25 protein-coding genes, 1 tRNA gene and 1 pseudogene are annotated in these 17059 nt (G+C 46.6%); 5 read left to right on the forward strand and 22 right to left on the reverse strand.

Features of this window, described 5'->3' with window-relative positions; genetic code table 11:
* Position 1: 1 nt before the first annotated feature.
* From AC0TN7_RS08115 to AC0TN7_RS08135, 5 genes are all read right to left on the reverse strand, one after another.
* The gene (locus AC0TN7_RS08115) at positions 2–1390 is read right to left on the reverse strand and encodes a DUF4055 domain-containing protein (RefSeq protein ID WP_473702025.1); all 1389 of its coding nucleotides are present in this window, start codon (positions 1388–1390) and stop codon (positions 2–4) included.
* Position 1391: 1 nt separating this feature from the next.
* Positions 1392–2699, reverse strand: a complete 1308-nt coding sequence (locus tag AC0TN7_RS08120; protein WP_473702026.1) for a terminase large subunit domain-containing protein — start codon at positions 2697–2699, stop codon at positions 1392–1394.
* Positions 2677–3669: a terminase small subunit gene (locus tag AC0TN7_RS08125; protein WP_473702027.1), complete on the reverse strand. Its 993-nt coding sequence runs from the start codon at positions 3667–3669 to the stop codon at positions 2677–2679. The genes AC0TN7_RS08120 and AC0TN7_RS08125 overlap by 23 nt, the downstream gene beginning before the upstream one ends.
* A 68-nt stretch (positions 3670–3737) precedes the next feature.
* Positions 3738–3941: a hypothetical protein gene (locus AC0TN7_RS08130; RefSeq protein WP_014832159.1), complete on the reverse strand. Its 204-nt coding sequence runs from the start codon at positions 3939–3941 to the stop codon at positions 3738–3740.
* Positions 3942–3999: 58 nt separating this feature from the next.
* On the reverse strand, positions 4000–4245 hold the full coding sequence (locus AC0TN7_RS08135) for a hypothetical protein (protein WP_473702028.1): 246 nt from the start codon (positions 4243–4245) through the stop codon (positions 4000–4002).
* Positions 4246–4648: 403 nt separating this feature from the next.
* Here AC0TN7_RS08135 and AC0TN7_RS08140 point away from each other — a divergent pair, with 403 nt between their 5' ends.
* On the forward strand, positions 4649–5011 hold the full coding sequence (locus tag AC0TN7_RS08140) for a hypothetical protein (RefSeq protein ID WP_473702029.1): 363 nt from the start codon (positions 4649–4651) through the stop codon (positions 5009–5011).
* A 19-nt stretch (positions 5012–5030) separates the two neighbouring features.
* Here AC0TN7_RS08140 and AC0TN7_RS08145 read toward each other — a convergent pair whose 3' ends face one another.
* The 3 genes and pseudogenes from AC0TN7_RS08145 to AC0TN7_RS08155 form a co-directional block, all read right to left on the reverse strand.
* Positions 5031–5234 carry a hypothetical protein gene (locus AC0TN7_RS08145; protein ID WP_048244212.1) on the reverse strand — a complete coding sequence of 68 codons (204 nt, stop codon included), beginning with the start codon at positions 5232–5234 and terminating at the stop codon, positions 5031–5033.
* 82 nt (positions 5235–5316) lie between these two features.
* Positions 5317–5583 (reverse strand): hypothetical protein, encoded by a 267-nt coding sequence (locus AC0TN7_RS08150; protein ID WP_042678262.1) that lies wholly within the window; start codon positions 5581–5583, stop codon positions 5317–5319.
* A 321-nt stretch (positions 5584–5904) separates the two neighbouring features.
* Positions 5905–6324: pseudogene (locus tag AC0TN7_RS08155) on the reverse strand (terminase small subunit); the annotation flags it as partial.
* A gap of 54 nt (positions 6325–6378) precedes the next feature.
* Between AC0TN7_RS08155 and AC0TN7_RS08160 the strand changes: the two are divergent.
* On the forward strand, positions 6379–6660 hold the full coding sequence (locus tag AC0TN7_RS08160) for a hypothetical protein (RefSeq protein ID WP_024907190.1): 282 nt from the start codon (positions 6379–6381) through the stop codon (positions 6658–6660).
* 3 nt (positions 6661–6663) lie between these two features.
* Here AC0TN7_RS08160 and AC0TN7_RS08165 read toward each other — a convergent pair whose 3' ends face one another.
* The 4 genes from AC0TN7_RS08165 to AC0TN7_RS08180 form a co-directional block, all read right to left on the reverse strand.
* Entirely contained in the window at positions 6664–7125 is a 462-nt protein-coding gene (locus AC0TN7_RS08165) for a lysis protein (RefSeq protein ID WP_473702030.1), read from the reverse strand.
* A complete protein-coding gene (locus AC0TN7_RS08170; RefSeq protein ID WP_473702031.1) occupies positions 7122–7625 on the reverse strand; it encodes a lysozyme in 504 nt (167 codons plus the stop codon). The genes AC0TN7_RS08165 and AC0TN7_RS08170 overlap by 4 nt, the downstream gene beginning before the upstream one ends.
* Positions 7597–7866: a phage holin gene (locus tag AC0TN7_RS08175; RefSeq protein WP_024907253.1), complete on the reverse strand. Its 270-nt coding sequence runs from the start codon at positions 7864–7866 to the stop codon at positions 7597–7599. Before AC0TN7_RS08175 ends, AC0TN7_RS08170 begins: the two co-directional genes overlap by 29 nt.
* A 525-nt stretch (positions 7867–8391) precedes the next feature.
* Positions 8392–8466: transfer RNA gene (locus AC0TN7_RS08180), tRNA-Thr, on the reverse strand.
* Between the two features lie 408 nt (positions 8467–8874).
* Here AC0TN7_RS08180 and AC0TN7_RS08185 point away from each other — a divergent pair.
* Positions 8875–9306, forward strand: a complete 432-nt coding sequence (locus AC0TN7_RS08185; protein ID WP_024907187.1) for a DUF6367 family protein — start codon at positions 8875–8877, stop codon at positions 9304–9306.
* A 121-nt stretch (positions 9307–9427) separates the two neighbouring features.
* Here AC0TN7_RS08185 and AC0TN7_RS08190 read toward each other — a convergent pair whose 3' ends face one another.
* The 9 genes from AC0TN7_RS08190 to AC0TN7_RS08230 all read right to left on the reverse strand — a co-directional run bounded on the left by AC0TN7_RS08190 (position 9428) and on the right by AC0TN7_RS08230 (position 14137).
* Positions 9428–10231, reverse strand: a complete 804-nt coding sequence (locus tag AC0TN7_RS08190) for an antitermination protein (protein WP_473702032.1) — start codon at positions 10229–10231, stop codon at positions 9428–9430.
* Entirely contained in the window at positions 10228–10365 is a 138-nt protein-coding gene (locus AC0TN7_RS08195) for a YlcG family protein (protein WP_024907185.1), read from the reverse strand. The genes AC0TN7_RS08190 and AC0TN7_RS08195 overlap by 4 nt, the downstream gene beginning before the upstream one ends.
* Positions 10362–10724: a crossover junction endodeoxyribonuclease RusA gene (gene rusA / locus AC0TN7_RS08200; protein WP_473702033.1), complete on the reverse strand. Its 363-nt coding sequence runs from the start codon at positions 10722–10724 to the stop codon at positions 10362–10364. Before rusA ends, AC0TN7_RS08195 begins: the two co-directional genes overlap by 4 nt.
* 2 nt (positions 10725–10726) lie before the next feature.
* On the reverse strand, positions 10727–10933 hold the full coding sequence (locus AC0TN7_RS08205) for a hypothetical protein (protein ID WP_473702034.1): 207 nt from the start codon (positions 10931–10933) through the stop codon (positions 10727–10729).
* A complete protein-coding gene (locus AC0TN7_RS08210; protein ID WP_473702035.1) occupies positions 10933–11535 on the reverse strand; it encodes a DUF1367 family protein in 603 nt (200 codons plus the stop codon). The genes AC0TN7_RS08205 and AC0TN7_RS08210 overlap by 1 nt, the downstream gene beginning before the upstream one ends.
* Before the next feature lie 388 nt (positions 11536–11923).
* Positions 11924–12148: a DinI-like family protein gene (locus tag AC0TN7_RS08215; protein ID WP_473702036.1), complete on the reverse strand. Its 225-nt coding sequence runs from the start codon at positions 12146–12148 to the stop codon at positions 11924–11926.
* Between the two features lie 533 nt (positions 12149–12681).
* Entirely contained in the window at positions 12682–13254 is a 573-nt protein-coding gene (locus tag AC0TN7_RS08220; protein WP_473702037.1) for a hypothetical protein, read from the reverse strand.
* 40 nt (positions 13255–13294) lie between these two features.
* Positions 13295–13876 (reverse strand): hypothetical protein, encoded by a 582-nt coding sequence (locus tag AC0TN7_RS08225; protein ID WP_473702038.1) that lies wholly within the window; start codon positions 13874–13876, stop codon positions 13295–13297.
* An 18-nt stretch (positions 13877–13894) separates the two neighbouring features.
* A complete protein-coding gene (locus AC0TN7_RS08230; protein ID WP_335264991.1) occupies positions 13895–14137 on the reverse strand; it encodes an HTH-like domain-containing protein in 243 nt (80 codons plus the stop codon).
* A gap of 89 nt (positions 14138–14226) precedes the next feature.
* Between AC0TN7_RS08230 and AC0TN7_RS08235 the strand changes: the two genes are divergently transcribed.
* Together AC0TN7_RS08235 and AC0TN7_RS08240 are read left to right on the forward strand one after the other, a co-directional pair.
* The gene (locus AC0TN7_RS08235) at positions 14227–14904 is read left to right on the forward strand and encodes a hypothetical protein (protein WP_473702039.1); all 678 of its coding nucleotides are present in this window, start codon (positions 14227–14229) and stop codon (positions 14902–14904) included.
* A complete protein-coding gene (locus tag AC0TN7_RS08240) occupies positions 14901–15497 on the forward strand; it encodes a class I SAM-dependent methyltransferase (protein WP_473702040.1) in 597 nt (198 codons plus the stop codon). The genes AC0TN7_RS08235 and AC0TN7_RS08240 overlap by 4 nt, the downstream gene beginning before the upstream one ends.
* 1084 nt (positions 15498–16581) lie before the next feature.
* On the opposite strand, the gene AC0TN7_RS08245 is transcribed toward AC0TN7_RS08240, so the two are convergent.
* A complete protein-coding gene (locus AC0TN7_RS08245; protein WP_473702041.1) occupies positions 16582–16995 on the reverse strand; it encodes a hypothetical protein in 414 nt (137 codons plus the stop codon).
* Between the last annotated feature and the right edge of the window lie 64 nt (positions 16996–17059).

The following is a 17059-nucleotide window of genomic DNA, read 5'->3' on the forward strand; positions in this document are numbered from 1 at the left end:
ATCAGCCTCCCGTCAACGTTGGTGCCTGATTGCGAAGCGCATCAATAACCTCGTCCGGGCTGTCAGCCGGGTCAATGAGATCAAGCTTCTGCAGTGCGCGAATCATATCGCTATCGCGCAACGCACCGGACTGCCAAGCGTAGACGATTGCCGTTACCATGCCAGTCTCCGCGACCTTCGCTATGAACTCCTGATTGATGGTGTAACTCGTCGTTTCGCCCTTGATGCCGAGGTATTTCGCACACCAGCCAAGCGCCAGCGTATAGGCCTCAGAAACGTTTGAAACACAGATACCGAGCACTGATGTTGAGGATGTTTGCTCACCGCTCGCCTGCGTCGCAGTCTTCGCTGTGGCGTTCTGCTCAATCAGTCGGGCGCCCAACTGCACCATGTAATCGCGCTTACTGTCCATGGCCTCTTTAGCCAGCATGTTCGGCTGCGCCTGGGCATAGCCAAACGAGCCTTCTTTAGGAAGCAAAAGCGGTGATCGGGAACCAATTTTCACGCCCTTCTTCTCGAGGTGGTCTCGCCAGTTGGTATCGAGCCCAGTCATGTACGGCTGCACCTGGCCACAGAACCACACACTGTCCTCATAGTCGGCACTGTTACGATAATGACCGTGGTTTATCTCCACTAGCGCAGCCAGCGGTGAATCATCAATGGTGGGATCGTTGTTCTGGGCCCCGACGAATGTGAATGGGATTTCGTCCCAGTAGTCCTTTCCTTTCGGCTTAGGGTGGTACTCACTGTCAACGGTGTAGGTTCCGCTTGCAGTGCCACCAGCCCGGCGCCATACCCGACAGATAAACTTCCCTTCCTGCAGCGCCAGCTCACGGTACTGGATTTCATCCTTGTAAGCGTAACCATCCGGCTCTTCTACGCATTCGCGCAGGACCACCAGCACCAACTGATCGCGCCCGTTAATACGCTTTGTTCGCCAGTTAATGATGTTCTCTGCCGGATAGCGGAGGATGATCGCTTCATCGGAGGCTTCAGCGTAATCGACATAAAGCCCCTCACGCGCAACTTCCAGCACGTTCTCGGCCACCAGCTGCGACTGCTGGTAGATGCTGGTACCGGCCCCGTCAGCATTGTTTAACAGGTATTTCAGCTTTTCAGGACCGTTAAACGTGGGGTCCTTGCGATAAGCCATCCCAAGCATGCCGATTTTCGTATTACCGGCAATGGCATAGAACACCGCGCGGCTCAGATAGTCCTCATTGCGCTTGCGATTGCGTGTGGATTTATCAGTTGGGTCGAGATAAGGCAGGTACTTATTACCCGCTGCCTTTACGGCCTCAGCTCCTTTGCAAAAGTCCCTGTATTTCCGCCAGGCAGCAGAAGCCGCCCGGTGTTCTGGTCGAACCCAGGTGATGTCGTCGTTTGCCATATCAGAAAGTGGTGTCCATGGTGATTGAGTATGCCGGTTTCACGATCGGGTAATCCTTCACGATGAAGTACCCACCAGCATCATTGGGGTGATCGTTATCTGCTGATTTGTCCGGTTCGCCATTTGCCGCCCAGATTTGCTGCTCAAGGCTCTCGGTATAAACCGGGCAGTTCTGGACGTTCACCAGATAGCGGCGCTCGCCGTTGGCGTTACAGAACATGGCATTCATCGAGTTGATGCGGTCTTTAACCGGCGGGTTGGCATCATCAACAATGACGCTGAATCCTGCATCGTTGAGCTGAGCGATATCGGTCTTGCTTGCGTTCTGGGATTTGCGTGAATCCCCTGATGCATCCGGATAGATGTAAATCTCCCGGTTTTTAACGTAGCGACCATCCTCGTAGCGCCAGAACTCTTCCTGGATACGCTTAATCATCGCCGGAGTATCGTAGACCTTCACCAGCTCACGAACCGCGCGCGGCAGGCCGTTACGCTTAACGTGAACAATCGCGGCCATTTTCCCAACGTTGAAGTCCATACCGATAAACAGCGAATCCCCGTCCTGAATCTCGTCAGAACAGTTATTCAGCTTACGGTTGAACGTGTGGTAAATGGTCCCGCTGTTGAGGTTGGTGAACTTGCCGCGAAGATATGCCTGAATCAGTTCGTCAGGGTAAGAGCTCAGCAGCGATGGGATGTAATCAGGCGGCAGATTCTTCGCATTGTCGAACGTGCTGGCCTGAATCAGTCCATAGAGCGCCGCAAGCTCTGGTTTTTCACGCACCGCCTTCACGAACTGCTGGTAGACGAACTTGAACCCTTCTGGCGTCGTCGTTACATCAATGCCATTACGTAGCCCATCAACCTTGTAACGCATACGAGCGATGATTTTTCGCCAGGCTTGTTGCGCTTTGGCTGCCGCCATGACATCCAGCTCATCCACCATCGCGTTACCGATTTTGAAACCGACTATCGAGCCGGGCTTCTCCATCGAGCGGCAGATGGTTGTTCCGCGGTAGCGCCGCCCCTCGTAGAAGTGAACCTCTTTGTTCCCCTCGTTGATTTTGACGCTCAGCCCCCAGTCGAAGGCAACCTCTTCAATCGTCGGGTAGAAGATGTCACGGATCTGCGGATATGTTGGCGCGAAATAGCCCTGGTTGATTTTAGGGTGCTCCCACATGCCCTTACAGATACCGCCACAACCCACCCATGTCTTACCGGAACCGAACCCAGCAACGTAGGCTTTGAACTTGTGTTGCATTGCGAGGAAGCGCGCCTGAGGGATGTTAAGTGTCGGGCTGATCCCCATCGTCTGCCCTCGCATCCACTACGTTGATATTGATTTGAACTGGGGTTGGTTCATCGTCCTCACCATCACCGGCCAGCTCTTTACGGAGTTTCTCAATCTCCAGCTGCCGGCGCTCGATTTCAATCTGCTGCAGTCGCTGCGCGAATTCGCTATCCGCCAGGCCGAGGCGCTTCATGACCGCTTCGAACATCCGCTCGCGGCTTATTGCTGTGATTTCGACGCCATTTTTGCCGACCTTTACGCCGGAGTATGCGAGCCTGGAAACGGCCGGGAGTTTGCGTGTATCAGGGAAGTAAGGCTGGCCAATGCCGTCACCATTACAGCGCGGGCATTCGGGGTTTGGTTCTCGATTGTGGTCGTAACCATAGCCGCCAGTATCCTGCGGCAGCCTGGCACCTTCCCGCCCCTCGACTTTTGCCGTTTCCTCATCAAACTCAACTGCATCGCGCCACTGGTAGTGGTAACCGAAGCCCCAGCAATAACGGCATGCGCCGCGGCGGTATTGTGATAGCTGGTTTGCATCGAAGGTGGCGAGCTGCCACATCTGCGCGAGAACCTCATCGGCACTGCCGAGCGTGCGCGCAATGGAGGCCTTTTGCTGCTGCGCAATGGCCTGCGCAACGTTAGGATTCGCTATGAGCTGACGACCGTAGTTTGGGTCACTATAACCAGCACGTGCAGCGGCAGCGGTGGCATTGTTGTCTTTAAGGTACTCCGCGACAAATATGCGCTGCTGAGCGGTGAGTCCATCATCATCCATCAGCTCATTTGCGCTTTTATCTTTCTGCGCAGTGCGCATTTTTTTCTGCGCAGGTTTTTGTGAAGTTTGCGCAGTAGGTTTTTTGATATATCGACGGGCGGTAGCGTAATTCAGTCCCTGCGCTTCACACCATTCCTTTGGTGATACGCCGGTTGCGGCATGTTCGGACAGGAACCGTTGCTGAAGCTCGCCCCAGTCCGGTTTTGCCATTGCTTACTCCAATAAAAAAGCCACCAGCGGATGCCAGTGGCTCAAAGTATTATGCTTACCGATGCGGGCTAGGAGATAAAGTCGTCGCTCCCAAGCCTGTGGGAGCCGTAGCGAGCCTCATAACCATCACCCAACATCCCTGCTTTTGTCTCTGCAACATCTTTCGTCGCATAAACACCTGCAAGGTGCCATGGAGCATTACGAATTACCCCCCAGCCTTTAACCCAGCCGTCATTATCAATATCAGCTTTCAATCCTTCTGCAACAAACATATATGTCTCCTTTGGGTACCCAGAGGCATACTATTAAAAGCAGGCGATGAAATAAATGTTAGCCGTCAAGACTTGCAGTAATACTCAGATGGTGAAGGTCTGATCGGTTGTGCTCAATAACAATATCACCAGCCCCAGCCTCAACATCATAGCTGCGGCAGTAAGGAGCAGTACACTTACCCGATACGTTGTCTTCAATCAGCACACCCCCTGATTGAATAGCCTTAAAAGTTACATCCGTCCCGTAAACCATCCCGTCTTTCCACTCTTCAAGACGCGTCAACGTAACAGTTAGCTTTGCCATAATCCCTCCTATGTTGAGCATTATCACAGGCACTCAGTGAATGCCTGCTGTAATGCCAGCCACACTCTCGCAGTGGCCACGCTCATGCCTTTGAGTTGCTGTCGCTTTATCGCCGCTTACAACCGGTGTACGTATGGCGTTCGCGCTGCTTTACCGGAGCATGTTCCCTTATTTACCCTCACATCGGTCTGCTATACCTACTCGCCATTAAGCGACTCGGGGCAGCTTAATGACTGCTGCATTGCCTTTCGGCTACGGACTATCCGCTTTGGTGTTTAATGGGCTTATCCTAAGGTGGGGTTATCATTGTCTCTATCCCTTATCATGGATGTTACCCTAACGATGGATCCCTCCGGGTGTATTGCAATACTATGCTAACCTTGAAAAAAACCATGGAGGTGACATGTTTTCCTTTCTCAATACATTTAAGCGGCTCATAAGTAAGCAGCAGGAAGCTCCCACCATTCAGCCGGAGTATTCAGATGAACAGCTTTTGCAATGGGCCACTGGATGCATGCTAGAGGGTTTACCCGACACGTTTTACGAAGCGAGGATTACCTGTTTTCGGAGCATTGACTATAACGAACGTACAGCAATCGCAGCTATACATGACTTCAAGTTAACCAGCGAAAGCGACTATATATCTTTCACTCCACCAGATGGCCTTTACGCCACACACTGCATAGAGAAAATTCTTGCTGGAAAAAACTGGAACCAAGCCACCATAACTTTCACCCCACAAACGACACGATTCATATGGGAATAAAAAAACCGCCCTGAGGCGGTTAAACTTTGTTGAATGCTACGCACTGTATCCAGAGGTTTTCTCGCAGCCTCTGTTTTTCAGCCATTAAGGACTCGAATATTTCACCTGAGGATTGTCCACCATCGCAACTGTAGACTTCACCATATGAATACGCCGGTAAGTGCTCCCATGTGGTTGCATCGTAAGCATTCCATGAAAAAAACCACTGCTCTTTCTCTTCCATAACCCCTCCATATGACGAGGAGTTATTGTGCATTTTCAGAGGCACTCAGTGAATGCCTGCTGTAATGCCTAACTGTACTCGCCTAACGCCCGATGAGATCTCTTTGCTCTTTCGTCAACTCTTCTTCTCGCAAGTAGTAGCAGGTAAAACCAGGAGGGGGGCTATATAGTTCTGCTGGTTGGTACTTGCCAACATTAGACAGGCCGACGATTTTACCATCATCACTTTCAGCCCACGCAGCTATCGGATAGATTGCGTCTGATGTTTTCAGCTCTTCCTTACCTTGAACGAAAAGATACCAGTTACCAACGGCCGGAATGATCTTTGAATATCTACTACCTTGTGGCATGTTTTTTCTCCTGAATATCTGAGGAGAATAAAGGTATAAAATAATTGAGATTAAATAAAGGGTTACTTAAACTGTTGACAGTTCCTTTCCAAGCTTTGTTATGCGCCAGGATGTCTTTCTTCGTCTGCCTGTCCAGCATATCCCAGTCGCGATCCGTTCAAAAGATGGGTTTAACCTAGTCGCAAGCCGTGTCCACTACCTCAACCCTTACGGGTCCAGTTGTCCCGCAGCTCACGAACAACATCGCCGCCAGGCATATGGTTAACAGCCCGGTTTCTCTTTCGTTTCTTTGCGTGGCCCTCTGCTACTTCTGTACCGCCACTTCCCGAGCGAATCAAATTCCTTCCCCATACCTAGCCGCTTAAAATTCTTGAGCTGCGCGGCGGTGGTTCCCTCGGCTGACATCTCGACGACATCCAGTCCGGATAGCGTTGTTCTCCAGACCTTCGGTCACGGATACACCGATTTTAGCTCCCCGGCCGAGGTCAGGATGTCCAGTACATCCATCCGATCAATCTCAACAAGACAATACAGGACGTATATCGCATTTATACCAACCAGATCATTGCGTTGCGCTTTAAGTTCGGCAATTCTGGACTGGCTGTCAGGTTTTGACAGGTTTTCGGACGCAGTGCGGTTAGCTGTCTTAGCGCTGTACCCCGCCCGAATAGCCGCTTGCGTGGCGTTTAAATCGATGAGGTACTCGCGACAGAACATTTCTTGTTCGTCGTTGTGTGCTATTTAAATGCCTGTAGATAAATGAATTAGTTTTGATTGTTTTTTTAAGAGGATCAAATGCAAAAATTTTCTGAGCAAGTAGAGTTAATTGGTTCATGGATTAGTTCGAAGGATAAATGGACAAAGGTTCACAACACGAATGGAGAGTCCACTCCTGGAAGCTGTGGGGTAAATGTCATTATAGGCTATCTCCCTACGTGTAATGACAATGAGAATGAAATCACTGTAATTTACAAGTGTCAGTTGCCTATTTCCGAAGATCAAAATGTCGAGAACTATCAGCTCAGCTCGCTGGCATTTTCTGATTGGGTCACCTTCATGAAAAAAATCCACGGTTAAAACTTACTGCAAGCACTGCTGCCTGATGTAGTCCTGCAGCCCAGCAATCATTTTCACGCTGGTCTCTATTCGATCTCTGAGGGTGAAATAATCCCGTTCAGAGGTGTCAGTAAGTCGGGGGCTGACTGCATCATCCAGGCCGGTGGTGCTGGCCTCTCCTGGCGCGGGACATCTGGCATTGACGTGCAGCCCGCACTTACCATTGCTAATGCAACGCTGAAGATCATAAAGCTTCTTTTTCTCATCAGCTAATTCCTTCGTGTATTTAGCATCCAGCGTAGCGACATCTCGCTGCCGGGTCTGCATGTCTTTGATGGCGGCGTTCGCAAGGCTGAGCTGTTCAGTAGCCTTATCGCGCTGCCCTTTATAGATGATGGCGTTGCTACGGTAGTGGTTAAGCGCCAAGGCCATGGAAACCAGCAGGCAGATAACGACAGCGCAGATGATTGCGGTTAATCGGCTCATTTTTGGCCCCACTCGCAGACTTCACGCTCAATCTCGCGCCGGGTGATCAGCCCCTTCCACTGTTTGCCACCGGCATACGTCCAGCGCTGCAGCTGATCGCATGCGCCTTTCTGGTCGCCCAGGTTAATTTTTCGCAACAAGCTCGATGTCTTGAAATTTCCGGCGCCAACGTTATAGACGAACGAGTAAAGCGCACCGCGCATAGTTTCGGGAATTGGCTTCAGGATGTACGGGTCAATCTTGTGGGCGACGGTGTTCAGGTCTTTATTGAGAAGCGCACGACACTCTGTCTCGGTGTAAGTCTTGCCGAGCATGACGTCTTTTCCTGTATGACCGTAACATACAGTCCAGACACCTACGACATCCTGATAAGGGTTATATCGGACACCTTCAAGTCCATCATTACCAGTTGGGCCAGTAATAAGAGCGGAAGCAATGCCTATGGCCCCTAATGGTATAGCTGCGATAACGCTATTCTTCAGCCTTAGTGGCATAGCCATTTAGCCTGTCCTCCCGTTCTTTCCGTCGGTAATACCAGTTCACGCCACAGGTGATAACGGTGCATGCAATACCGACAATGATTGCCCAGTCGCTCAGGGTCATCCCTGCAATTTTGTCGGCCAAGATCCAAACCTCTGTTTTTGCTGTGCCGGCGTAAGCCTTCGCGGAGACACCACAGCCCGTCAAAGCGGTCCCGGTGCCGTAAGAGAGTCTGCTATAAATGGTGCTCATTCTGGTCATAACCTCACCTCCGTTGATTACGGATGGCGCTGTGTGGGGTAAAAAAAAGGCCGCCCGCTGGCAGCCTTAAGAATTTTTAGGTTTAGTCACCACATTGAGGTATGGCGATTGTTGTGTCGCGGTTCTATGAAGACCGCAAACGCTTGAGGTGATCTGCATACCTCAACGATCGGCAACTCCCAGCCGGTAACCAAATTAATATACTTGGTATCTTCAGGAACCCTAACAGTGCCTGCGTATGAATTTCTGTAGTACGCCTTGACGTTGATACATGCAGATTCTTTACAGTTCATATTACACCTTCCGTATGTTTGTAAGTCACACCATGTGACATCTATAACGATATAGAAAGTATGAATTTTAAGCAATAAAAACCCGCTCAAGGCGGGAATATGAAGATAATCGCACGGCTATAATTGACCACAATGCACGGGCGAACACTCCAAAAATAGGGGATTCGGTTTTATGCTCTGATTCGTGGAGCGGACGCCGCCGCGTGACCAGCAGGATCTTCACTCGGGTATGTGGTGCGATTGACGGAATCGAACCGCCGACATCCTGCTTACAAGGTAGGTGCTCTACCATCTGAGCTAAACCAGCGAATTCTTGCTACACTTTCGCAGTGACCTCGCCCATGCCTTTGAGTTCGTCACCCCGGTTCGTCTCTGCTCCCCGTTAGCTCTTACCAGTGCATGATTGGCTGTCACGCGGCGACACCGGTGCTTCTTTGCTTATTAACCATCACCAGATGCAAAGCTGACTCTCTACGTGGAGACTCGGGGCAGCATCATAACTGCTGCGTTGCCTATCGGCTGCGGTCTAACCGTTTAGTGGCATGGCATTTTCTCATTCTCCAGAAACAACAAAATCCCGGCTCTATAAAAAGTTATTTAGTGGCGGTATTCAAATTACGATTCATTCACTAATAAATACCTAATAAAAAAATGATATAGTCCGATGATATGGTCCGATAACATGCTCTGATATCTACAGTCATGGAGATGATTGATGAAAGAAGTTAATGAAGATGGACATTTAGTTATCACTATTGTTATGCCTGCTTGGTTTCACCCAGTGTTGCATGCCATAACAAAGTATGATTCTAAGACAGGTTTTTGTTATCGAATTGACCCGCAGAATGATGGAGCATCAACTAAAAGGCATATTCACATCTGGAAAAAAAATAAACCACATAAAGAGGTGTCATGGAACATAGACGGCTCAAGACATGATAAGAGAAACTTCGATGAGAATATCGAAGGTTTCAGACACGCAAAAGAGCTAGCCAGCAGAATGTTGGAACCTGCTTCAGGCGTGAAATTCAACCTCCAGCAAAAGAATGTTATTGATGAGATATACAATAACTTAATTGTTCTTTTGGCTTATGCCATTGCAAATGATACTGCAATCAAATCAATAACTATCGATTACAACTCTTAAAGCAAAAAGCCCCGCCTCAATGGCAGGGCTTTATTATTTTATTTCATACAGGCGCAACATACCATAATCGAAAGCATACATGACAACTTCGGACAAAATCAAGCTTAAAGTGGCTAATATGCTAAATTTTGTCCACATCACCTCGAAAGCTCGTTGCATCCTGAAACGCCGAGTCTGCTTTTTGTTCTTCTCTGTAGCAGACATCGATAAGCACCTCCAGAAACGGTTTCCAGTTACGGGTCCACGTTCTGACGTGCAGATCCGGGACTCGCTTCAGTATCACTTTATAGGCTGCAGTAGACGGCACCCCAGAAAATCCATTTCCGCTGCAGCGCTCGCAGGTTTTGAACACCGGCGCGCCGCGGTCTTTAGTCGCTTTGCGGTCCAACACTTCGCCTTTACCACCACACCTGCACCGGGCAAGGATCACTTTCTTTCCTCCGCATGTTCCGCAAACCCTTTTCACCAGCTCATTTTTAATCTTCGGGGCCACCACTTCGGCACCGTCGGCGTCGAAAATACCAGGATGTTTAACCACATCCTCATTCCCGGATATAAACCCGGTACCACTGCAGCTGTGACACGTCACGCTGGTAGCCGCCGAATGGGAATAATCAGCAAAGGCAAATTGCGCCAACATCTGCATGCACCATCCAAACTGTCCACCAGCTGCTTTGCGAACATTCTTTGGTGCAGCATCCATCGCATATCGCGCCAGAGCCTGAATTGCGAGCTGTTCATCCGTTTTGCTGATGCCAGCCTTTCCGAAGAAGGCAGCCAAACCGAATCGCGCACGACTGATGGTGGTACCAATAGCCACCATTATATCGGTGCCGTTGAGACGATCCGGAGAAGTACTTTTTACACTATCGCTGATGTGCATTCCCTGAGGGCTAAAGTGTTTTAATGATGATTCTAGTTTCATGTGCCCCTCTGCTTCGATTCAATTCTGATGTAATTACGGAAGATGCGATAATCCACCAGCACCGATCCCCAGTAGCGGTAAATCCGGAGGCGCTGCCAGTGCGCGCGGAGTATCTCGATCGTTTCGGGCTTCATGCTGCCTCCATTTCGGTGATGGTCAGTTCGAGTTTTCCGCCTTTAACGATCGGCATTCTCTTCACGCTGTAGTAATCGACCTGCTGGTCATCGAGCCAGAACCCGGATTTCGTTAGCGCGTCGAAGGCGGCCTTCTGCAGGTTGTCCAGGTCCCGGCGGCGGCGATCCGGCATATGGCACTCGATACGGATTTTCACGGGCGTGGTCAGGCCGATATCCAGCATTGAGTCTTTGATGATTCTGGCGACACTGTCGCGGTACGCCTGCCCTTCCGCGCTAATGTGCGTACGCCCGCGGTTGTGCCGGTAATACCGGTTGTTGCTCGGCGGCCAGGGCAAAGTGATTTGATATGTCTTCACGTTCACCCCCACATCCGGTTTCGCCAGCGGCTGTCCGGGCGCGCTGGTGTATTTGAGGTCGGCAAGAATGCACTGACAGTCCAGGTCACGTAATCCGGGTTAAGGCTGCGCTCAACTCGAACACCACGCGCTTTGTAACGCTTAACCAGTTCGTCGGCCTGTTCGGTGCTGCAATCGGTGTGGTGGAACCAGGTATGCTTCATCCCCATTACCCCGCAAAGCCAAGTAGCTGAGCGGCGACATTTTCTGCCTCATCACGACTGCGGAATGAACGGGACAGGACCCAGCGCCAAAGAACATCGAGCGCAGCTTTATAGAGTTGTTGAAACTCGAGCTCGTCCATGTTGGCAAACGAGATGCTGCGAGGATGCTTTTTGAGTGTTCCGTCTGGCAGCTGAATGGCATCAAAGTGCCCTGCTTCGACGATCACCAAGGAGCGGTAAGCATCGAAGGATTTGCACAGGCTGATGCCATTCGTGACGCGCCGGTAAGCAACCTGCTCAAGATACTGCTCAGCAGCATCGATCAGCGCGCCCTCATTCCCGCCATAAGAAGCCAGGAATTTTGCGTAGCCGGTGATCAGCTTCCGCTCGTTGCTAGAGATAGCCCCGCCGGTTGGTTCCCAGTATTCAAAACCGAGATTAAGAAGCGCGAAAAAGCGCCGGTGAAATGCCGGGTTTCGTACCCGCCTGAACTCGGCAACAAGAACATCGCCGAGCCGGGTTTTTGATTGCAGGATATCGCTGGTCTCGGGTGTGGCCGGGATCAGTATTCCTGAGTGGTGTTTGATAAGTTGTAATTCTAGCGCCATGGTTCTCTCCGTGGCGCATCAGGTATAGGTTGTTCAGGCCTATGAAAGAATAATATCAGACGGTGGTGTAATTCGGTACCCAAGCCGTTTTGCAAAATGCATAAACCCGTTGAGAGTAAAGATTTCTTCCTCTTCGAGTAAAGGTCGTAATGAAACTATTCCATTTACACGATAAACCAGATATCTCCCTTCCGCCGGGAAGCTATAGATAACTGCTTTATCGGCCCTTCTGACCACGTCGTACCATTGATCATCTGCATTAAAGGCATCTGCACTACACACTATTTCCCCCTGAGCGACTTAATGACGCGGTAAACAGTAATCGGGAACAGCCAGGGGAACGCAAACAGCGATACTCTTTGAAACTGCTCCAATGAAATTTACGCGATTAATAAAAACACTCATTCGCGCTTTCCCAGGTCTCCTGCAGGATAAGTTCGACCTCTTTCTTGTCGCCTCCGAAAACAATCAACCCATCATTACTGGCACGCCTAATCGTAAGCTGGCAATCATCAAACTGTTTGCTGAGTCTTTTGAGCAGTTCTGACTCGAGCGCAGGTATAGCTCCATCAGGAAGTTTCTTCATGCGTTCAATGGTTAGCTCGATTTTCATTTTCCCTCCGCAATGAATTACTGTATGCATGTACAGTGCATTTATAAACGTATCTCACGGATTTTGCAACGCTCTAATGAAACAAAATGCATGAAAAAAGAACTACTTTTGCAGGCTGATTACCGCTGATTATTTGTTAGCTTACGACCTGCATAAGAAATTCTCAGCCTAGTTTTATACGTAAATTCGATAAGATTGCATCACCGACGTCAGTCCGGAATTTTAAATGAGAGGAACTTCACGAAGAAGCGCCCACAAAATGTTGAGTCATATTTTCGCTTGATCTGAGCTAAGGAATTAACCCAATCTTGATTTATCAGCTTGGGATTACTCTTATCATGAACGTTGCCGGAGATGGAATCCTTGCGTGTTATTTGAACATGATTGTAGTGCTTATTTTTAAATCATATATGTCCTTGAAATTGTTAAGACTTGAAGAAAATCATGGTGCTTTAATAACAAACAAACCTAAAAATAGATTGTTAAAATATCAATAAACAACACATGAAAGCACCATAAAATAATATCACCAATTATTTAGATAGTGTTAACACAACTGTATCGCTCCCAATCAGATAACCCCAAATCTGCGGATAGTGATGCCATAGAAAAATCCCACATAATATCAAGAAAAAAAACATAAATATGATACTAAAAAACTTAAAGAAACGATAACCAAACTCACCCTTCTTAACTCGTTCCCATTCTTTTTTTAATACAGCATGCGAAGCATTAGTATAAGCATCAAAATATAACTTTAAATCTGCACTGTTAGTCCCTGCGGATACTTGTACATTAAGACTTGTTATAATCTCTCGTAATTTCTTCTCTTCCTCCGATGGCATACCATGATTCAATCTTAGATAAATTTCTGAGGAAGTAGCATTAATTTTCTTCAAAGCTTCTTTTATGTCATTAACATCAGCCACAGAATCTTTCTTAAGAACTTCATATGTCGCAAGAAGTTTAACAAGAGATGTTCTCAACTCTGTTATCCATGCCTGCCTAAATTCAGATGTTTTCTGTTCTTTTGAGATAACCAAGCTTACTACAGTACCAATTACTGCCAATGCAGCAATCACTAAAGCTAAAAATGATTGTTCCATAACTTTCCTCCGAAAAAAATAAACAATATCACCTATGAACTTAAAAACCGATTGGGATTTTATATGAATTAAGTTCTTCTTTATAAAGACCAGCAATCTTATACATGTTGTAGCAAGCTTCAGTAAGATATTCATTAACTGGCAAAGAAGAAATTATTCTTAGATTACAAGCTAAATCCATAGCGGCCGCTCCTAATAAAGAATATTCCTTTTGCCTAACAATAAAATAATTGCATTCACCACTGTGACGACAATTTTCATAAGCACCTTCAAGCCGTTGCAAACTTAGTTTATGCATCGGGCTAAGACTACATATGTCAAACATCATTTTGGGTTCGATAGCTTTCCAGTTTCCCTTTATTAGCGAATAATCAAATATCGTGGGTTCTTTCATTGTTTCTGTCAAACCTTGCGATACGGGAAATTGCCCAGAATAATCATTAACTACGCCCAAACAAGCATGAACATATGATTCCAGATGGAAAATTAGTTCAATGCAAATGAACGCTTTCTCTGGAGTTTCTTGCTTATTTTGCTTATGGACTGATAGAAGATGATTAACAACATGCCCCACTGAAACACCAACAACAGCTCCGATCATTCCTCCAATCCACGCCTCCATATTATTGAACCTCAAAAATTAAATTTTACTTAAGTCCAATCCAGCAGCGACAAGCCTATCCACAATGTTACGCATTTTCCCGATTTCTGCAGTATATGACTGACCAATGTGAAGCTCTTCACAAATCACTTTTCGATCGACATGATATAGGTCTAGGGCATGCTTGAGGAGCTGCAAATGAAGTTCTGACGTTTTGTGGCCACTTGGCGCTAACTGGCGCGCTTTTGTAATGGATGCATAGATCTTCTGTTCATGGGTCATAAATCATTCCGGTTGTGCAATTATGAAATTTTATAGACATACATGCTATAATACATCCCTGTAATGCAAACTACAAATTGAGAATAAACATGTCAGACGCACCGCAGACTCCAAGTGATGAAAACCAGAATCTAAGTAAAATTGAGCTAATAAAATGGCAGCAGAGAATACAAGAAATATCATATTTAGAGGCTGGGCAGCACATGCGTGCTCTAAACCAGCTAATGTGGCAAGTGCCAAGTTTAGTCATTGTTATCAATGGTGGTCTGTGGTATGGCACTACATTAGTAAGTGATTTGGCTGCAAGGTTGATATTTTTCATGATCACCTTTTTTGATATATTATCTGTAATCACCTTATATCGTCTACGAGGATTATTAGATCTTAAAATAAGATTTCAAAATAATGTGGAGAACCAATTTTTACCATTTGTAATGGATAAACTTGCAGATGAATTTTATCCACAAGAGTTTAGACGACATCAAACAAAAATAAATCTAGAACGTTTCAATGCTAAACCAACACCAAGTTTAATGTCTCGTTTTTTTGAGTTTTGCTTTAAGAAAATCAGTATACAATCTCAAGGGAATTATACTGTAATTGGATGTTGGTCAACAGTATTATTTCTTTGTGCAATCATTAGTATTTATGGTGCAGTCAATCCTAGCTCATTCCTTGATAAGCAGGAAAAAAAGCAGCACTATGAGATAAAAAATGTTAAAACTAATGATATTATAGTAGTAGAGAAAAAAGAGGATAAGTTATGACTAGCTGGCAACAATACAACGACAAAGCATCTAGCTTCTTCGAATCCTACATAGGGATGAGCTTTGATGAAATTTTTAGCGATGTTGCTGAGTTTATCCCTTCTTCAGGTGAGTCATGCCTGGACATTGGAGCCGGATCGGGCCGTGATTCCGCCGCACTTGCTAAACGAGGACTAAAGGTTACTGCCGTAGAGCCTAGCGTCGAGTTCAGAGCACTAGCTAAGAATTACCATAAAGATCTTGATATCACTTGGATTGATGACAGCTTACCCTATCTAAAAAAAGTGAGCACCAGCAATAAGAAATTTGACTTCATATTGATGAGTGCCGTATGGATGCATTTACCACCTGAAGACAGAACTCAAGCATTGCACACTGCTTATAATTTATTAAATGCACATGGAAAAATGATCATCACTTTACGTCTCGGTCCCGCAGAACCTGAGCGTGTCATCTACGAAATTAGCACTGAAGAAGCAATATTAAAGGCTAAAGAAGCAGGTTTTTATATTGAGTTTGTAAATCCTATCAAAGAAGACGGTCTCAATCGTAATAATGTTACATGGCAAATTGTGGTTCTTTCTAAGCGTTAAATGTTATTGTTGATAAAGTTCAGCAAGGGCTTACTAAATATATTCTTATTCACCGGAGTTAAATTACTCCGGTATTTTCATTGTGATACCAAAAGGTGGATTCATCAATAAATAGAGGACTGAGCAGAACTACTTCATTAGTGGTAAATATAGCCCTAAATATGTTTTAAATTTTAGCGAACACAGGCTTTATTAAACATTACGTCACCTCTTACATCTTTCAGGGTAGCTAATTACCACCGTAGGATCCTTTTGATCCAACTCATTTTGACATTGTGTGCCAAGCGAGGGTTGAATTGCCATGCTAGCGCATACGAGTCATCAAAACCTTCCTCATCTAAAGAAGCCGTCTGAAAATACCTTACATGATTATCCAGTAGGTAATCGTGCAGGCGTACAAAAAAATCCTCAAAATCGACATCGTAATAGCATTCAGACAGATATCCTGACTCAAAGTGACACGCCCGTTTTGTCAAGCCGTTATCGTATCGGAACACATCGTCAAGATAGATTAGAGCACACTGTTCAATACTTTCGAGTTGTTCTTTCGTTGTGCTTTGCTGGCACTGAAAGGCACAAAATAAGTAATAGTTGGGATTAGCGGAACTGTATGAGCGGGATCTCAGATCGTTCATAGTAATCCCTATTTTTGCAAAGTTGAGGTTTCTACAGTCAGCTCCCACGTATAACCATTTATTAGGAGACTCAAAGTTTATTCTGTCACGTTCCATGACTGCTGCTGTTTTGAAATCATTAGGAATTTCGAGGTCGTATGGCTGGTATGGCTTTCTCACGGTCCCCTCTATGGAACTAGGTTGACGAAAAAACTGCCAGAAATAAAAAAAATCAATACAGTGTAGGAGTGTGCCAACGCTCCCAGATTTTAACTGACGTTTCGCACCAGCCAGTTGTAACCCTAGCGGTCGAAATGCTCCCGGATTTGCTCGATAGTCTCACTGTACTTCGCTAGCAAACTATGGCTCCTGCATGCTAATCATGTAGAATTGGCTTGACATGAACTGGCTATGGAAGTCTCTAAGTTTATCGTAGACCGTCCTGAGTTCAAGGAATACCTAAGTGTCATTTACCATTCTTCTTCAAACTCGCCTTCGCGCAATTCACATTTGCCATTGATGATTTCCCAAGCATGAGTCATTCCCATACTCATAAGTTCAATAGTACGTTCGCGATCATTTGAAAAAGCTCCCAAAAATATCACGTACTCAAGTTCAGGTTTACCGAACTCAGGTAAGCAACCGAAATCATTCAATACACCCTGCCATTGAACACCTTCCTCATCTGGCATATGGAAAAGTTGCATAGGCCGTCCACCAGGTTCGAACTCAATAAAGCTCGTTGAACCACCCAAGGTTGTGAGTACCTGGACATGGTCATCAAAAAAATAACGTCGGGCACTTCTCATTCCTTCGACATAGAACAACCGACCATCAGATAGCTGTTTCAAGACCAAATATACTTCACGTCGCACAATACTCATTATTATTCCTGTAGCTATGGGAAGCTCAAGTTATTAAGTATGCTCCTACGACGGTAAGGAAGAA

This window comes from Enterobacter sp. PL_is511 (assembly GCF_055816065.1).

Excerpts from the sequence above, each read along its gene's own strand:
- AC0TN7_RS08115 (WP_473702025.1), bottom strand. The coding sequence starts at position 1,390 with ATGGCAAACGACGACATCACCTGGGTTCGACCAGAACACCGGGCGGCT.
- AC0TN7_RS08120 (WP_473702026.1), bottom strand. The coding sequence starts at position 2,699 with ATGGGGATCAGCCCGACACTTAACATCCCTCAGGCGCGCTTCCTCGCA.
- AC0TN7_RS08125 (WP_473702027.1), bottom strand. The coding sequence starts at position 3,669 with ATGGCAAAACCGGACTGGGGCGAGCTTCAGCAACGGTTCCTGTCCGAA.
- AC0TN7_RS08130 (WP_014832159.1), bottom strand. The coding sequence starts at position 3,941 with ATGTTTGTTGCAGAAGGATTGAAAGCTGATATTGATAATGACGGCTGG.
- AC0TN7_RS08135 (WP_473702028.1), bottom strand. The coding sequence starts at position 4,245 with ATGGCAAAGCTAACTGTTACGTTGACGCGTCTTGAAGAGTGGAAAGAC.
- AC0TN7_RS08140 (WP_473702029.1), top strand. The coding sequence starts at position 4,649 with ATGTTTTCCTTTCTCAATACATTTAAGCGGCTCATAAGTAAGCAGCAG.
- AC0TN7_RS08145 (WP_048244212.1), bottom strand. The coding sequence starts at position 5,234 with ATGGAAGAGAAAGAGCAGTGGTTTTTTTCATGGAATGCTTACGATGCA.
- AC0TN7_RS08150 (WP_042678262.1), bottom strand. The coding sequence starts at position 5,583 with ATGCCACAAGGTAGTAGATATTCAAAGATCATTCCGGCCGTTGGTAAC.
- AC0TN7_RS08160 (WP_024907190.1), top strand. The coding sequence starts at position 6,379 with ATGCAAAAATTTTCTGAGCAAGTAGAGTTAATTGGTTCATGGATTAGT.
- AC0TN7_RS08165 (WP_473702030.1), bottom strand. The coding sequence starts at position 7,125 with ATGAGCCGATTAACCGCAATCATCTGCGCTGTCGTTATCTGCCTGCTG.
- AC0TN7_RS08170 (WP_473702031.1), bottom strand. The coding sequence starts at position 7,625 with ATGGCTATGCCACTAAGGCTGAAGAATAGCGTTATCGCAGCTATACCA.
- AC0TN7_RS08175 (WP_024907253.1), bottom strand. The coding sequence starts at position 7,866 with ATGACCAGAATGAGCACCATTTATAGCAGACTCTCTTACGGCACCGGG.
- AC0TN7_RS08185 (WP_024907187.1), top strand. The coding sequence starts at position 8,875 with ATGAAAGAAGTTAATGAAGATGGACATTTAGTTATCACTATTGTTATG.
- AC0TN7_RS08190 (WP_473702032.1), bottom strand. The coding sequence starts at position 10,231 with ATGAAACTAGAATCATCATTAAAACACTTTAGCCCTCAGGGAATGCAC.
- AC0TN7_RS08195 (WP_024907185.1), bottom strand. The coding sequence starts at position 10,365 with ATGAAGCCCGAAACGATCGAGATACTCCGCGCGCACTGGCAGCGCCTC.
- AC0TN7_RS08205 (WP_473702034.1), bottom strand. The coding sequence starts at position 10,933 with ATGGGGATGAAGCATACCTGGTTCCACCACACCGATTGCAGCACCGAA.
- AC0TN7_RS08210 (WP_473702035.1), bottom strand. The coding sequence starts at position 11,535 with ATGGCGCTAGAATTACAACTTATCAAACACCACTCAGGAATACTGATC.
- AC0TN7_RS08215 (WP_473702036.1), bottom strand. The coding sequence starts at position 12,148 with ATGAAAATCGAGCTAACCATTGAACGCATGAAGAAACTTCCTGATGGA.
- AC0TN7_RS08220 (WP_473702037.1), bottom strand. The coding sequence starts at position 13,254 with ATGGAACAATCATTTTTAGCTTTAGTGATTGCTGCATTGGCAGTAATT.
- AC0TN7_RS08225 (WP_473702038.1), bottom strand. The coding sequence starts at position 13,876 with ATGGAGGCGTGGATTGGAGGAATGATCGGAGCTGTTGTTGGTGTTTCA.
- AC0TN7_RS08230 (WP_335264991.1), bottom strand. The coding sequence starts at position 14,137 with ATGACCCATGAACAGAAGATCTATGCATCCATTACAAAAGCGCGCCAG.
- AC0TN7_RS08235 (WP_473702039.1), top strand. The coding sequence starts at position 14,227 with ATGTCAGACGCACCGCAGACTCCAAGTGATGAAAACCAGAATCTAAGT.
- AC0TN7_RS08240 (WP_473702040.1), top strand. The coding sequence starts at position 14,901 with ATGACTAGCTGGCAACAATACAACGACAAAGCATCTAGCTTCTTCGAA.
- AC0TN7_RS08245 (WP_473702041.1), bottom strand. The coding sequence starts at position 16,995 with ATGAGTATTGTGCGACGTGAAGTATATTTGGTCTTGAAACAGCTATCT.